The sequence below is a fragment of the Vibrio sp. 14G-20 genome (assembly GCF_026241515.1).
GTDB lineage: Bacteria > Pseudomonadota > Gammaproteobacteria > Enterobacterales > Vibrionaceae > Vibrio.
In genome coordinates this window covers 229101-243993 of sequence record NZ_JAPHPW010000001.1, presented here as the reverse complement: position 1 = coordinate 243993, position 14893 = coordinate 229101, and the positions used below count along the sequence as shown (strand labels likewise).

The window sequence follows — 14893 nt, the reverse complement described above, 5'->3', positions numbered from 1 at the left end:
CAGTGTAGGACCTCTAATCGCAGCATTAATCGTTACTGACACTTATGCTTTTAATTGAATTGAGAGCTTCTGGGAATTCATACGTCATTGTGCGAGAAGGCATAACGTAGTCGCTATAACGACCTCTGTTTAGGTTACTCCATGTTACAACGGTTTGATTTTTCCCGGATAAGGTGAAATTTAGGGTGCTGAGGTCTAGCACTCTGCTTCCGGTGTTCTTAACGATTAGAGAGTGATCCTTTTCGAAAGTAACTAGGGCCTCTGGGGTGCTGCCTACTGGTGAGACAAACACTAACGTTGCAAATTCAAGTAGCATAGTTACATTACTTTCTTCGTCTACGTCATCTTCAAATTCCAACTGGGTGAAGATAACTCGATACGTCACTGTTTTATCGATTGGACCGCTTGGCATAAATCTAACTCGGAACAGTTGAGATTGATTTGCTTTGACAATCGCTTGAGGGGGAAGAATTAAAAATTCATCTTCTGCTGGAGTGAGAGTTTCGACATTGTCAGCATCTCGTTCCATCTTGAACACAGTGGCTTCAACGGCAATGGAGTACTCTTCAGGATTCGTAATGGTGTAATTATCTTGAGTATTTTTCCCTCTGTCTTCCAGTTCTAGATACATGGGGCTGACTTCATAAGCGCTAGTTAGTTGGCTAAAAAAAGCGGTTAGCATCAACAATGTTAATCTTAACATAGACATCCTCTGTAATTTTGGCCTTGAACAATAGGTTCAAGGCCATAGACATAATTATTGTGCTGTTAATCTAAATTTGATCTTACCTTTATAAGTACCAGCTCTTGCAAACCCTGCGTCTTCTGGGGTTACTTGTACTTCATGTCGACTAACCGCATTAGCCAAGTGAGCAGAAGTTGAACCTAATGTGAAGGTATCCATTGTTTGCCCTTGGGTTAATGAGCCCACACTACCGATATTAACAGCATATGCGATGGTTTCAGATCCATTGTGGTTGCCAACGCCCTTAAAGTCTTTTTTAGTAACCTTAACATCTAAGTTGTCACCATAATTACACCAAGCTCTTAGGTGGCCAACGGTTACTGCATTATTGACCGACTGGTTTGTTATGTTCAGTGCTGTTTGGCGAGCATTTTGAAGAACGTCACTAACGGCAAAGTTTTTACCCACGCGCAACAAACATCGTTTAGGCACTTTGCCTTGTAACTTAATTTCGTTCTTACTTACTTTACTAAGGTTGTCAAAATTAATATGTGTCCAAGCTGCGTTAGCTCCGAAAGTCATACTAGAAATCATCGCTGCCAAAATTAGTTTTTTCATCATTCAATCCCTCGTTAGTTGAGATGCATACCCGTGCATCACCTCTAAAGACTACGAGGGAACAGTTAGTCAAACCTCATCACATGGAGTGAAAAATATCGTTTGCATAGGGTGAGTTTAGAATGAGTTTTGTTATATTCCACTGTTCTTGTGATCTTATTGTGTCGGCTCCTAATTGGAGTTTTTTACCTGAGCAAGAAGTTCATATCTGGATCGTAAGTTTAATTTACGAAGTAAGTTTGATGAGTGAGTTTTCACTGTATTGATACTCACGTGTTGCTGAGATGCTATCTGAGAGTTTGAAAGCCCCTTTAGCATCAATGTGCAGGTATCCCTTTCCTTTTTAGTTAACTCTTTGTAATTAATTATATTTTCGCAAGCTGATTCATAGTTGGGTTCATTGCTTTGATAGGAAGAAACCAGTTTATTTAATACTGACCTTGGGAACCATATATCTTCTTGATAAACAGATAAAATTGCTTTCGATATAAACTCAAAGTGCTGACCGACTTGCCCTGAAAAGCCTTTCTCTAGCCATACTGTAGAGGTATTGTCATTTACATTGACTGCTAACCAAAATTCGTTTCTTTCATGTAGGATAAATCCGTATCTTTTGGGGCATGGCATTGTTTGAATATCAAATAAAACAACCGTTTCAGGTTCAAGTTTAGGTACTTGCACAAAGCATTGAGAATGAGTGATTTGCGCACTAGGAATAGATACCGAAAGTAGGTCTTTTATCACCCTATAGTATGAATTATTGCGGGTAAGGACATGAATGTCTAACGCGAGTTCAGAATCAACTTCCATGATTGACCTCTCTATTTACTCGTACACAAAATCTTTATTAATCGGTAGGTTAATGGGGAGTTATCCCACTGTCTCTGATTCAATAATATTAGTATTGATTGAGCATTATTCAATGGAATGGATGTGCTATTTGTTTTAAGTATTGAATTTCAAAGAGATATAATAAAATAGAATGAAATACGCACCAATGGGTTCATACTTTAGTACTGTAAATGGTGCGTTTGTTAAAGGTGGGGACTAGCTAGTTTTCAGTTGGATGTAGATCTGCTCTACTTTAGTACGAGCCCAGTCTGTTTTACGCAAAAACTTTAAGCTAGATTTAATGCTCGGGTCTTTTTTGAAACAGTTGATGTTCACCATGTAACTCAACTCTTCCCAACCGTAATGCTCAACCAATTCAGTCAGTAGCTTCTGCAATGTGATACCGTGAAGTGGGTTATTTTCTTGTGTCATGAGATGTTCTCGCCATTTATTTGAGCCCAGTATATCAGTTTCGCTTTATGAATTATCAGACCATTTAAGCTCGTAATCTGTCTCGATAATAGAAAGCTCTTCTCGACCTTTATTTCCAAATAACTGAACCTGACTTTGTATCCAAGCTTCAAAGCGTTTGATTTTCTCGCGATGAAAGTATCCAGCAGGCGCACATAGGAAGTAATTGTATTTGGGCTTAAGTGCGATGTTACCTATCCGTACCAGCTTCTTTTCCTGCAAATACCGATAAACCAAGCTGTGCTTAACCAGTGCGACACCTTGAACGGATAGCGCACCTTCCAAAACAAAATGCGAACCATCAAATTGCAGTGATGAGCGTCCTGCTTTCGCTCCCACAACATCTAACCATAGATTCCAATCCATATCAGGCCAGCGGTCTTCAATTAGCTCTGCTTTGTGTAGATCGTCGATGTCATAAATACCATGCTTCTCTTGATAGATAGGGTGGCAAACAGGGTAAACGATTTCGTCCATTAACCAACGAGATTCAATGTTTGGGTAGTTACCATGACCATATCGGACACAGACATCGACAGCCGAGTCTTCAAAGGTAACCAGTTTGTTGGTCGGTTCTATTAACATCGATAAATCTGGATGGCGGTCGCGGAAGTCGCCAATTCTAGGCACTAACCAATGTTGTGCAAAAGAGGGCACGGTAGAAATCGACAATTGAGTGGGATTGGGGTCTTGGTTTATTCGTCTTATCCCATCTTGAATATGAGCAAAGCCTTTCTTCGCTTGCAGATAGAGCACTTCACCTTCATGAGTTAATACTATTTTTCGGTGTTGGCGAATAAACAGGTCTGCGCCTAACCATTCTTCAAGTTGGCGAATTTGTTGGCTGACTGCTGCAGCCGTAACAAATAGCTTTTCTGCTGCGAGCTTAAAACTGCCAGTTTCAGCCGCGGTATAAAAATAATAGATCCCTTGGAATGGTGGGGTTCGTTCGCTCACATTAGTTTTCCTTAACTGAATGCCAGTATCTATCGTTTGTCGCCAATGCGTTGTTGGTCGATTATTGACCATAAGAAAGCAGAGCGTCAATAGGAGAACGATTATGAACACGATAACCGCGACATCAAATACTCATCATTCATTCTTATCACTGTTATCAGGTAAGAAATTCTATTCTAAATTTAGGACTTATCTTCAGAATCGTAGAACGAGAAAACACCTAGCTGAGCTATCGGATCATTTACTTGAAGATGTTGGTATTACCCGAGGCCAGGCTAATGAAGAGATGAGAAAATATTTTTGGGAATAACTAAACTTCACGCACATAACTCTTTCAATATAAAAGGAGTTACGTGAACGCGGAGTGTGATAGTAATGCTGAGTTATCTTTGCAAAGCCAAAGCCAAATCTAAAGTTTAGCTCTTAGATATTTCAGACACTTCTTCATGCAACCACTCAGTAAATGCCTCTATACGCTCTTTTCTCGGCGAGCTAGGGTCAAAACATAAGTTCACCTGAACACCAGGTGTCATGCCAATATCAAAGGGCTTCACTAGCAAGCCGCGTTCAATGAAGTCACCAGCTAAGCTGTCTGTTGCCAAGCAAACCCCATGTCCCGCCATGACCGTGGTTAACCCCATATCAAAGGTGCCTACTTCCATCCACTGAATGGTGCTGCTTTGAGTCGATATGTTTGCTTGCCTAAACCATTCCTCCCAAGGGAAACAACCGCTATCAAACTGAATCAGCCAACATTTGAGGAGTTGTTCAGGTGATGTGAAGTTCAAAGAGTTTGCGAGTTCAGGAGAACAAAAAGGGTAAACCGGTTCGTTGATTAGCATCTCAAGAGTCAAGCCTTCTTCAACGCATAGATCTTCGCCTTGTCGAATAGCCACATCAATCTCACCATGTTTTAAATTTGGGGTATCACACCCTGTTAGTATCTTAATTGGGATCTCTGGGTGCTTTACCGAGAACTTCCACAACCTAGGCAGTAACCAACGAGAAGCAAAAGAAGGGGGACTTCTAACAACAAGCAGCCCTTGAATAGGTTCTGATTGGATCTTATTTAACCCAAGCAGAACTTCTTGAAATCCATCAGAGACATGTCTAAAAAGTGTGTGCCCTTCATGCGTCAAAGTCATTGCACGCCCCTTACGAATAAAGAGCTTACATCCAACCTGTTCTTCTAACTGTCGAATCTTCTGGCTGACTGCTGCCTGAGTGACGAACAGCTCTTCAGCCGCTTTACTGTAATTGCTCAAGCGTGCTGCAACTTCAAAGTAACGGAGGCCTGAAAGGTGACGCAGTCTATTGTCCATAATCTCAGCTTATAGTTCTTGTTAATAATGGTTGTTCGATTATCGAACAGGTTGTTTTCATAATAGCGATAAATAAACAGGGAATACAAGAGAGAGAACATGAAAGCAATAACCTGTTGGGTCGGAATATTTGTTACTCAGGTACTTAAAATCAATGATAATACTAAGGTGAGGAAGGGGGCTGAATCTAGACAAGTTGTTTGCTTGGAATCGTTAAATTATCGAATGAGAAAGGATGTCGGTTTAGATTGCGAGAGTAGTAATGCTGCGGATTATACTAAGTACTTATAATGTGAACTTACAAAAAAGGAGCCGTACTGGCTCCTGCTCGATTTTGACTACTCTTCCCAAACCACGAGTTTATCTTTCGGCCAGTTATGACCCACTTCGTGATATTTCTGCTCAAGGATATGTCGCTTTATCTTAAGCGTTGGGGTTAACACGCCATTCTCAATGCTCCACGGTTCCTTAATCATCAATACACCTTTGATCTTCTCGTGTGAAGCGAGTTGTTCGTTCATCTTCTCGATAACACGCTTGGTCGTTTTCTCATAACGAGCTCGATCAAAATTAGGGAAGTCGTGTGGAACGACAAGTAGAATAGGGCCAGGTAAGCCTAAGCCTATCAAACACATCATTTCTACGCGGCTGTATTCAAAGAGTTTGTTCTCGATCGGAACGGGAGCAACAAACTTACCTTTCGCGGTTTTGAAGGTATCCTTCTTACGTCCACGAATCGTTAGGTAGCCTTCGCTGTCTATATCCCCGATGTCTCCTGTATGAAGCCAACCTTCTGAGTTAAAAGATTCTTGGGTCGCAATATCATTCTTGTAGTAACCAGAGAATAAGCCTTTGCCTCGAACTAGAATCTCTTCATCTTCAGCTATCTTGAGTTCGATCCCAGGGCCGGCATTACCGACCGTACCAATTTTATCGGCTCTGAATGGATAATTGAGCGTGCTGTAGGCGAAAGACTCTGTCATGCCCCAAGCCTCGGTAATGTGTAAACCAACGCTTTCGTACCATGCGAGCAGAGCTGGTGATACTGGCGCTGAGCCACAGCCGAGAACACGCGCTTGGTCTAACCCTAAACCATCAGCAAGCTTCTTCTTAATGATGTTGTTAATAAACGGAATCTTAAGTAAGAAGTTCAGTTTTTTCTGTGGCAACTTGTCTTGGATTCGCTGCTGGAACAGAGTCCATAAACGAGGAACCGAAATAAACAGTGTAGGGCGATGCATTTTCACATCATCAATAAAGGTGTCTAAAGATTCAGGGAAAGCTGTAACCACGCCCCCCATTACTGAAGAGCCAAAGATGTAAACGCGTTCTGTAATATGAGCAAGCGGTAGGTAAGAAAATAGGCGGTCGCCAGGTTGGATTCCAATATGGTCAATCAACCTTTGAACAGACCAAGTAAACGCGCCGTAGGTGAGCATCGCGCCTTTTGGTAATCCTGATGTACCCGATGTATAAACCAATGACATGAGCTTATCGTCGTGGTGCTGAGGTCGTTTACTTGAGGGTTCGTGTGTTTCGATGAGCTGCTCGAATGTGTGTTGGCATTTCGCGGCACTATCGTAAGGTAGTGAGATACTGACCAAGCTCGGGTTGTCATCGAGTACTTGTTGAGTCGCCTTAGGATCGTCAAGCTTACCTGCGATCACAATCTTACTTTCACTGTGTTCAATACAGTATTGAATGGTATCTGCACCAGCTGTTGGAAAGATTGGGACGCTGACAAAATCTCCTAACATCATGGCAAGATCACAGATAAACCACTCTGCACAGTTTTTTGAAACGAGAGCGACTCGATCGCCTGGTAGGGCTCCGAGTCCTTCTAATGCTGACGCCAGTTTTAGTGCTTTGTCGGCCACTTCTTTATAAGTGAATTCAACAAATTGGCGGTTAATTATTTGTTTTAGATAGACTTCATTTGGGCGTTCTTCTGCCCATTTTAAAATCATGTCATTGGGTGTAGGGAGAGCTGTTGCTTGTTCTTGGCTAAACTCGTTAGGCTGAATCATTGTCTAACTCCATGTTTTTCGCTAAGTTATTTTTGTTAAAATCATGTTAAATGTACCATGATTTTTTCTTTTAGGGAGTAAAATTAGCGTTTTCTGTTATCCGTGCAGGCACGTCTGTAACTTGCGGGCGTTACTCCCGTCCTTTTCTTAAAGATTCTTGAAAAATACGACACATCCTTGTATCCACATTGATAAGAAATGACAGCGATTTTTGATTCGGTATCGGCTTCGATTAACTTCTTGGCTAATAAGATTCGTTTATCGCACACAAAGTCTCTAAAGCTTACTCCAAAGTGTAGATGAAACTTCTTAGAAAAGTAGGTGGTTGAACAATGGCATTTTTCAGCGATCTCTGTTTCTCTTATCTCTTTGTTGATGTTGTCCATAACAAAGTTAACGACTTCAGAGGTAAACAACTTTGCAGGTAGTTGATTATTGTTGTTGGTATCTCGGTCGAGATCGAAGTGAGGATCGAAGATATGTTGCGTTTTAGTCTTAAGTTCTTCGAATGTACTGGTCAGATGTTTACTGTTTGTTTCGATAGTAAAGAATATATTCTTATGATTTCGAACGATATTAGGTAACGGTTTTGAGCAAATAATAACTATTCTTTTATTTAGGTTCTCACAAATAGCCAAAGCCATTGTAAGTAGTTGAAGTTTATCTGGCTTATTCAATATAAAAAACACTAACCTTACATCTAAGTTACTGATTATAGATATATCTTGTCCAAAGTTTTCAATAGGAAAGTAGTGGCTTATTTTATTGATAATAACAGCGTTAAAATCACTATTATTATCTGACAATAAAGGTGTTACTACTTTCATATAAATACCAACTCTATTTCATATTCAATTGTAAGTTTAAAAATAGATAAATTACTATTTGTAATAATTAGATTAGAAGTACCACAAAAAAGTGCAAGTGAATGGCAAAAAAATCCTAACCGAATGTGTGACTCACCTCTAGATTTACTTTACAGGTAAACAAAGCCTGATACGTAAATCAAGGAGAGGTTATCATGGATAAGTTTTTGAATAATTGTAAAGAATTCATGAAAGATGAAGAAGGGTTGACTGTTATCGAGTACGTAATCGGTGCAGCATTATTGGTATTAGGTCTAACAACTGTATTCTCAGGTTTAGGAAATACACTGGCAAATAAATTAAACACTATTGTTGCTAATGTTGGTACTACCACTTCGGGTGGTTGATACTATCATGGATAAGAAAAGAGTAAGACAGCAAAAAGGGCTTACTACGGTCGAATACGTGATTGGTGCTGCTTCACTTGTTCTTGCTGTTGGGTTCGTTTTTTCTGGAATGGCAACAGCCTTACTTAGTAAGTTCCAGAGTATTATATCGAGTGTATAAATAGAAAATATGATTAATGAGCCTTCTGCTTTTTGGGCGTTACTAATTGCAGTTTCGGTATACGATGTTGAGAAGCATCGTATACCTAATAAAATATTGACTCTTCTTTTGTTTGTTTATTTTTTGTCAATGTTTGATAGCAATTATACGTTGGATTTTTTCCTGTCTTCATTAGCAGGGTTTGTCGTACTTTTTGGGTTTGGTTTGCTTTTGTATTTTATGAGAGCGATGTCTGCAGGTGATGTGAAGTTATTGGGTGTTGTGGGATTGTATCTTGGGTGGGGACAAATACTTGATGCATCGTACTTTATTTTACTTGCTTCCGGGATGATCGGGACTTTTTATTTGCTGTATAACTATGCTAACTCGAGTAGTGTCAGTGTCAAAGGTTATTTTCAAAATAAACTTATTTTATTGGGTGGTGTTTCACCAGTAGAAAATAAAGATGATAGTTTTCATAATCGATACTTAAATAAAGTGACAATGCCTTTTGCCCCCTCTGTTGTCATAGGATTAGCGATGTATAGCTATTTTAATTAAAGCTGTTGTTGGTAAGCTTTGTGGAGAGGAATAATATATGGATATTATAGGGCGTACTGCTCCAACAACTTTGAAGCCTCAAATTTCAGCGCCAAGTGTACCTACATCTATTGAGATGCTGGGAGTTCCTGAAGTTGTTGTCGAAAACCTTGTTCTTAAGCACTTGTCAGCTTATCCAAAGTCGGATGTTTTAGAGCTTTCTAACTATTTGTGTGTCGTGACACATATTGTTGAAAGTGCTTTGGCCGTTTTAAGAAAAAAATCACTCATCGAAGTTTTCCAACCCGCAACAGATCTTACTCTTTCATCTGCATCTCACAGTCATGTCCGTTATTCCCTTTCTGAGAAAGGACTTGAAGAAGCTGATCTTGCCTTTAAACGTGATGCTTATTTAGGTCCCGCACCTGTTTCACTCACTCAATATAGTGACGTGGTAAAACAACAAGACCTGAGAGCAGAGCTAGTGACTCGGCCGCATGTTGAGGCTGCACTGGATGATGTATATGGTGTCGACAAAATGATTTCGGTATTGGGGCCTGCAATCAATTCTGGACGTGCGTTGTTGCTGTATGGGCATGCAGGGACGGGTAAAACATTTGTCGCAAGCCGTATTGTGAATGCTTTGCACACATCTGTATTTATTCCCTATGCAGTCTATGCATTAGGTAACATTATCAAGGTGTTCTCGGCGCAACATCACAAACCGTTGGATAACAACGGCAGCGATCAAAGTATCTCCCTCAAAGATCAATACGACAAGCGTTGGCTTAATTGTGAAAGACCAAATATCCAAGTTGGGGGGGAACTGACAATGGATATGCTTGAAGTGAATCATTCAGAAAATAGTCGAGTCTGGTTAGCACCAGTTCAAATGATGGCAAACAATGGGATCTTTATCATTGATGACCTTGGTCGTCAGCCCATGCCGGTAGATGCGCTTCTTAACCGTTGGATTGTACCGATGGAGTACTCATTCGACTATTTGTCGCTGCCTAATGGCCAGCAGATAACGATGCCATTTGTATTAACTCTTGCCTTTTCTACCAATCTAAACCCTAAGAAAATAAGCGATCCTGCCTTTTTACGTCGTTTAGGTTACAAGATTGAATTCAAGCCACTTAATCAGCGAGATTATGAAGCTTTATGGATGAGCGTCGTTGCTGATAAAGAGGTAGAGCTTCAAGACGGTTTTTTTGAGCGTTTGTCTCAAATGCACACGCTTTTGAAAGTGCCACTTTTCCCATGTTTACCGAAAGATCTCGTTGGTATAAGCAAAGACATTCTTTCGTTTGAGCAACTCCCACCTGTTATCACATTCGATATTCTTTCCATGGCATGGGAAGTTTATTTTACCTCTGATGGACACGAGGAAGAGAATAATGAATAAGAGTCAAGTTTTCCTACTGTTTTTACTGTCCGTAGTATTCGGCTTAGCGGCTGTATTTTTTGCTAAGCAATGGATGGATGATCAAGTTCAGCCAACCGTTGAAGTTGAAACGATAGAGCGTCACCCCGTTGTTGTGGCGTCTCAAGAAATAGAAGCCGGAACTATTATCGAGGAGCAGTTCTTAACCACAAGATTGATGGAAGTTGATTGGATTAATGAAAATAACTACTCGGATAAAGCGGAGCTAATTGGCAAGGTTGTTGCGAATACTATCTATGCCGGAGAGGTACTTCACAAGTTACGTTTTACCGTTCCCGGTGAAGGTTCGACACTTGCGGCACTTATTCCTGAGAACAAGCGAGCAGTGACGATTCGAGTGGATGATGTTATTGGTGTGGCAGGTTTCTTATTGCCGGGTAATAAGGTTGATATTCTCAATACCGTTTCTTACGGAAAAAATTCTGCGGCGACTCAAACAGTATTAAAAGACATTAAGGTGTTGGCGGTTGACCAAACAGCCAGAACCAAAGAAAACAGTCCGATTATCGTTCGTGCGGTAACACTTGAGATGACGCCGAAAGAGGCCGAGAAACTTCTCACGGCTAAAAGTAAAGGCAGTATTCAGCTGACTTTGAGAAACCCACATGAAGTTGAGAAAAAAGTGGTTCGTCGATATGTGCCTAGACCAAGTGTCACCATTATCAAAGGCACAGAAACATCTAATGTGCGCGTCAAGGATTGAGGTGAAATATGAGAATATTAATTGCGTGTGTTTTGAGCCTGATTTGTATTTCGACGGCCAGTGTCGCGGCGTTACAAACGGGAAAAACAGTCACGGTTCCACATCATAAATCTACGCATGTAGTACTGTCGGGAAAAGCGGCGAAGGTTTCTCTTGGTGATCCTGCAGTTTTAGATATTGTAATTTTAAAATCAAATGAAGTGTTTTTAATTGGTAAAAAATTAGGTGCGACAAACCTCATGGCTTGGGATTCACGAGGTCAGTTAATTGAGTCTATTAACATTGAGGTTACCCATGATCTTAATAGCCTCAAAGCTAAATTATATGAGTTCCTTCCTGATGAAACTATCGAGGTGCACAGTGCTCAGAATCGTTTATTGCTGAGTGGTCAGGTCAGTAATCAACAACAAATGAATGTGGCGATGCGAATCGCAGAAACCTATTCGTCGGGGCAGGCTGCTGACGAATCAAAAGAAAGCGGAAGTGAACAAGCTGCAGCGACAGGTGTTATTAACTTAATGTCTATTGGTGGTGCCCAACAAGTCATGTTAGAGGTAACTGTTGCTGAGGTTCAACGAAGCTTGGTAAGAAAGTTTGATGCGAACTTCCATTTCTTCCAAACCAGTGGGTCTGACTTTTCTTGGGGGGCGTCTTCAGTCCCCGCGGGGGTGTTAGGCGCGACTCCAATTTTCAATATTCCTACCTCTACTGATTACGGCATTCTAGGCTCTTTCATCGATAGTAATACCTTGTTTACTTTCGCATTGGATGTCGCGAAACAAAATGGTGTGGCGAAAGTTTTGGCTGAACCGAACTTAACCGCACTAAGCGGTTCCAAGGCTGAGTTTTTAGCCGGTGGTGAATTTCCTATCCCTGTGCCTGACGACGACGGTATTACCATTGAATACAAAGAATATGGGGTCGGTTTAAAGTTTATCCCGACGGTGCTTAGTGATAAAAAAATCAATCTGAATTTGGCTGTTGATGTCAGTGAAATAGCTAACAGTAGTTCGCTAACCATTGACCCTGGAACTACCAATGCGACTTACTTCATTCCACCGATTACGCGTCGTAGTGCATCTTCAACACTTGAGTTAGCAGATGGCCAAACTATCGGTATTGCGGGGTTGTTGAGTGAGAATGTTAGGGACATCAGTAACAAGATGCCAGGTTTTGGGGATGTGCCGATTTTAGGCCAGCTTTTCAATAGCCAAGAGTATGTATCTGGTGAAACCGAACTGGTTATTCTTGTGACTCCAAGACTTGCTAAACCAATCGATCGCACGAAAGTGACACTACCAACGGACGCTTTCGTCGACCCTAATGACTTGGAATACTACTTATTAGGTCGAAGTGCTTACATCGCTGAACCGTCCGAATCCACTTCAGAGCAGTCTCAATCGGCACAGGCCGTATCGCCAACAGATGGTGGTAGTGAAGGCTCATTTGGTCATGATTTATAAGGAGATAGATATGATTAGAATAATGATGGTCTCTCTCGTGATGGTGTTAGTTGGTTGTGCTAATGATGCCCGTCTAGGGCATTCCGTAGCACTAGTGAAAACAGAACAAACGTATAACCCTAATGCGACCCAAGAGAATTTACTCGAAGTACCAGATGGTACAGGGGAGCGGATGCAGGCTGGTTACGACCGATATGTTGGCAGAGGTGAAAATGATCTGTCCGGAAGCAGTAGTAGCCAGATCCTAGAAGATTTTAACTAAATCTGGAGGTACTCACATGTTGTATCGAGTATCACAAAGCCCTAAAAAGCAACAAGGCTTAGTTGTGGTGATGATTACTGCTGCCTTGTTGGTTTTTCTAGCGGTCTCAGCGCTAGCTATAGATATAAACCATATGGTTGTAAATAAAACGCGCTTACAAAATGCAGTTGATTCTGCAGCGCTGGCTGCCGCAACCATATTAGACAACAGCAAAGATAAAGATGCGGTAGACGCGGAGGTCGGTACGGCGCTTAATGCCATGGCGGCTTCAACAGGGAATCAAGAAATCGATTTCTCTACCGCTTCTATAAGCATTGATTATTCGAATGACCCACAGGATTTTACTGGCACGGCGACGTTCGGTGCAAGTGATGATGTTTATGTGCGAGTTCGCGTGGATGCACTAGAGATGGATGAATTTTTCATTCATATGTTTGGTCTTGATAAGGCAGTATCAGCAAGTGCCGTTGCTGGCCCCAGCTCAGGTCAAGATGTAGTTAATAACGTTGTCCCCATTGGTGTTTGTATTGGTGATGGCACTTCGGATAACGATATTGCTCCAGAAGATGGCTATCACGATGTGACAGGTGAAGAGATAGTTAATGTATTTGGCTATGAAGTCGGCACCGTTCATGCTCTTAAAGTAGGGGATAACAAACTATCTGAAATGGGTAATGGTAATTATCACCTATTGGATTTCGGCTCTGGTGGTAAAACAGTTAAAGAAGGTTTAGGCGGTAGTTATGACCAACCAGTTAAAATTGGTGAAGATATCACAACCAAACCAGGTGGCACGGTTGGCCCTACGGGCGATGGTCTAAACACTCGTTTTGGTGATTATGGTGGTGGTTTATCGGCATCTGATTACCCTTCAGATTATGTAACCACAGAACCTACCAATGAAATCACGATTGATGCCAGTACGGGAGAGATCGATTCTGACGGAAGTTATACCTATGCTCAATATGAGTCAGATACCAACGCCTGCATAGCAAGCGGTGGTTCTGGGTGTGCATCTAATGGTGTTGCTTGGCGAAGAATTTTACCGATCCCTATGGTTGATTGCTCAGGTAAAAGTGGTGGTGCAACCGACTTTACCGTGAACAAAATTGGCTGTTTTTTCTTGTTGCAAAAAGCACCAACTAACAACTCAGGTACACCCGCTGTTTTTGGTGAGTTTATCCATTCTTGCAGTGTTGCTGGTGGCTCTGGTAGTACAACGTCGACAACGGAAGGGACTTATAAGATTGTTCTGTATAAGGACCCCAATAGTGGGGAGTCTTGATCATGAAGCAATCTAATCAAGTTCAACAGGGGTTTGCTGCTGTAGAGATGGTCATCGCGACTCCTGTTTTACTGTTTTTTCTAGTATTAGTTCTAGAGCTTGGCAATATTCTTGTTCACTACAATGTGATATCGAAGTCAGTACAAAATGGCGCTCGTTATGCGGTTAGTGAAGTGTATGGAACCATTGGTGGAACCATCGCTCCGACGTCTGAGATTCAGAATGTCGTGGTCTATGGTCAGAACAGTGCGGGGACAGCTGTACTATCTTCATTGACGACATCGGATGTGACCGTAACCCCTCCTTCAGGCGATAGTTATGTACGAGTTAGTGTGACGTACGATTATGTTCCACTTTTCTTGTCTATTCCTTTTTCGAATGAGAGTTTTGCTGTTCCATTAAGTGTGACTTCTGTGATGAGGGTGCTGTGATGATAAGGCTTAAAAGAAGTATTAAAGGGCTGGCCATTATTGAGTTCACTCTGGTCTCATCGCTAATTTTTCTACTGCTTTTTCTCATTTTAGCATTGGGTGCCTATATATTTTCGCTGCAAATGGTCAGTGAAGCGACTAGGAAGGCTGCTAGATTGGCGACGGTATGTTACGTCCTAGATAGAGACAATATTGCGGGAATGGTGGTGAATGATATTCCTCTTGTTGGATTTACTAATGCGAATTTAGAAGTGGCTTACTTAGACGCGAGCGGGGTAGAGATTGCTTCTGATTTTGAAGCGAACTTCGGTGATATTAAATTTGTGCGTGCTAGGGCTACGGGTTATGGCATTCAGCTAATCAGTAACCTAAGCTTTTTAGGAAATAGTGGATTTTTAGCCGCCCCTGCGTTTGAAACAATACTGCCAGCAGAAAGTTTGGGAGTGGTGAGGCCTGAAACTGAAACTAGCACTAACATATGGAATAGATGCCCATAAGC

Annotated in this window: 18 protein-coding genes; 10 read left to right on the top strand and 8 right to left on the bottom strand. The window is 41.4% G+C overall.

Annotated features, from left to right (window positions below):
• Window positions 1-25: 25 nt before the first annotated feature.
• From OQJ75_RS01150 to OQJ75_RS01130, 5 genes are all read right to left on the bottom strand, one after another.
• Window positions 26-703 carry a fimbria/pilus periplasmic chaperone gene (locus OQJ75_RS01150; protein ID WP_265970557.1) on the bottom strand — a complete coding sequence of 226 codons (678 nt, stop codon included), beginning with the start codon at window positions 701-703 and terminating at the stop codon, window positions 26-28.
• Window positions 704-757: 54 nt separating this feature from the next.
• Window positions 758-1306, bottom strand: coding sequence for a hypothetical protein (locus tag OQJ75_RS01145; protein WP_266067079.1), 549 nt, complete (start codon window positions 1304-1306; stop codon window positions 758-760).
• Between the two features lie 168 nt (window positions 1307-1474).
• On the bottom strand, window positions 1475-2113 hold the full coding sequence (locus tag OQJ75_RS01140) for a response regulator transcription factor (protein WP_265970555.1): 639 nt from the start codon (window positions 2111-2113) through the stop codon (window positions 1475-1477).
• A gap of 237 nt (window positions 2114-2350) precedes the next feature.
• Window positions 2351-2566: a VF530 family DNA-binding protein gene (locus tag OQJ75_RS01135; protein WP_017095477.1), complete on the bottom strand. Its 216-nt coding sequence runs from the start codon at window positions 2564-2566 to the stop codon at window positions 2351-2353.
• Window positions 2567-2611: 45 nt separating this feature from the next.
• Entirely contained in the window at window positions 2612-3562 is a 951-nt protein-coding gene (locus tag OQJ75_RS01130; protein WP_265970554.1) for a LysR substrate-binding domain-containing protein, read from the bottom strand.
• Window positions 3563-3665: 103 nt separating this feature from the next.
• Here OQJ75_RS01130 and OQJ75_RS01125 point away from each other — a divergent pair, with 103 nt between their 5' ends.
• A complete protein-coding gene (locus tag OQJ75_RS01125; protein WP_265970553.1) occupies window positions 3666-3872 on the top strand; it encodes a DUF1127 domain-containing protein in 207 nt (68 codons plus the stop codon).
• Between the two features lie 106 nt (window positions 3873-3978).
• Here OQJ75_RS01125 and OQJ75_RS01120 read toward each other — a convergent pair whose 3' ends face one another.
• From OQJ75_RS01120 to OQJ75_RS01110, 3 genes are all read right to left on the bottom strand, one after another.
• The gene (locus tag OQJ75_RS01120; protein WP_265970552.1) at window positions 3979-4884 is read right to left on the bottom strand and encodes a LysR substrate-binding domain-containing protein; all 906 of its coding nucleotides are present in this window, start codon (window positions 4882-4884) and stop codon (window positions 3979-3981) included.
• Between the two features lie 338 nt (window positions 4885-5222).
• Window positions 5223-6911 carry an AMP-binding protein gene (locus OQJ75_RS01115; protein ID WP_265970551.1) on the bottom strand — a complete coding sequence of 563 codons (1689 nt, stop codon included), beginning with the start codon at window positions 6909-6911 and terminating at the stop codon, window positions 5223-5225.
• A gap of 83 nt (window positions 6912-6994) precedes the next feature.
• Entirely contained in the window at window positions 6995-7738 is a 744-nt protein-coding gene (locus OQJ75_RS01110) for a helix-turn-helix domain-containing protein (RefSeq protein WP_265970550.1), read from the bottom strand.
• A 194-nt stretch (window positions 7739-7932) separates the two neighbouring features.
• Here OQJ75_RS01110 and OQJ75_RS01105 point away from each other — a divergent pair, with 194 nt between their 5' ends.
• The 9 genes from OQJ75_RS01105 (at window position 7933) to OQJ75_RS01065 (ending at window position 14891) form a co-directional block, all read left to right on the top strand.
• The gene (locus OQJ75_RS01105) at window positions 7933-8124 is read left to right on the top strand and encodes a Flp family type IVb pilin (protein ID WP_265970549.1); all 192 of its coding nucleotides are present in this window, start codon (window positions 7933-7935) and stop codon (window positions 8122-8124) included.
• Window positions 8125-8293: 169 nt separating this feature from the next.
• Complete coding sequence (locus OQJ75_RS01100) at window positions 8294-8824, top strand: A24 family peptidase (protein WP_265970548.1); 531 nt, start codon at window positions 8294-8296, stop codon at window positions 8822-8824.
• Window positions 8825-8861: 37 nt separating this feature from the next.
• Entirely contained in the window at window positions 8862-10211 is a 1350-nt protein-coding gene (locus OQJ75_RS01095) for an AAA family ATPase (protein ID WP_265970547.1), read from the top strand.
• Entirely contained in the window at window positions 10204-10953 is a 750-nt protein-coding gene (cpaB, locus tag OQJ75_RS01090) for a Flp pilus assembly protein CpaB (protein ID WP_265970546.1), read from the top strand. The genes OQJ75_RS01095 and cpaB overlap by 8 nt, the downstream gene beginning before the upstream one ends.
• An 8-nt stretch (window positions 10954-10961) precedes the next feature.
• Window positions 10962-12416, top strand: a complete 1455-nt coding sequence (locus tag OQJ75_RS01085) for a type II and III secretion system protein family protein (RefSeq protein ID WP_265970544.1) — start codon at window positions 10962-10964, stop codon at window positions 12414-12416.
• Window positions 12406-12678, top strand: coding sequence for a hypothetical protein (locus OQJ75_RS01080; protein ID WP_265970543.1), 273 nt, complete (start codon window positions 12406-12408; stop codon window positions 12676-12678). Before OQJ75_RS01085 ends, OQJ75_RS01080 begins: the two co-directional genes overlap by 11 nt.
• A gap of 16 nt (window positions 12679-12694) precedes the next feature.
• Entirely contained in the window at window positions 12695-13963 is a 1269-nt protein-coding gene (locus tag OQJ75_RS01075; protein ID WP_265970542.1) for a TadE/TadG family type IV pilus assembly protein, read from the top strand.
• 2 nt (window positions 13964-13965) lie between these two features.
• Window positions 13966-14394 (top strand): TadE/TadG family type IV pilus assembly protein, encoded by a 429-nt coding sequence (locus tag OQJ75_RS01070; RefSeq protein WP_239828660.1) that lies wholly within the window; start codon window positions 13966-13968, stop codon window positions 14392-14394.
• Window positions 14391-14891 (top strand): TadE/TadG family type IV pilus assembly protein, encoded by a 501-nt coding sequence (locus tag OQJ75_RS01065; RefSeq protein ID WP_265970541.1) that lies wholly within the window; start codon window positions 14391-14393, stop codon window positions 14889-14891. Before OQJ75_RS01070 ends, OQJ75_RS01065 begins: the two co-directional genes overlap by 4 nt.
• Window positions 14892-14893: the final 2 nt, after the last annotated feature.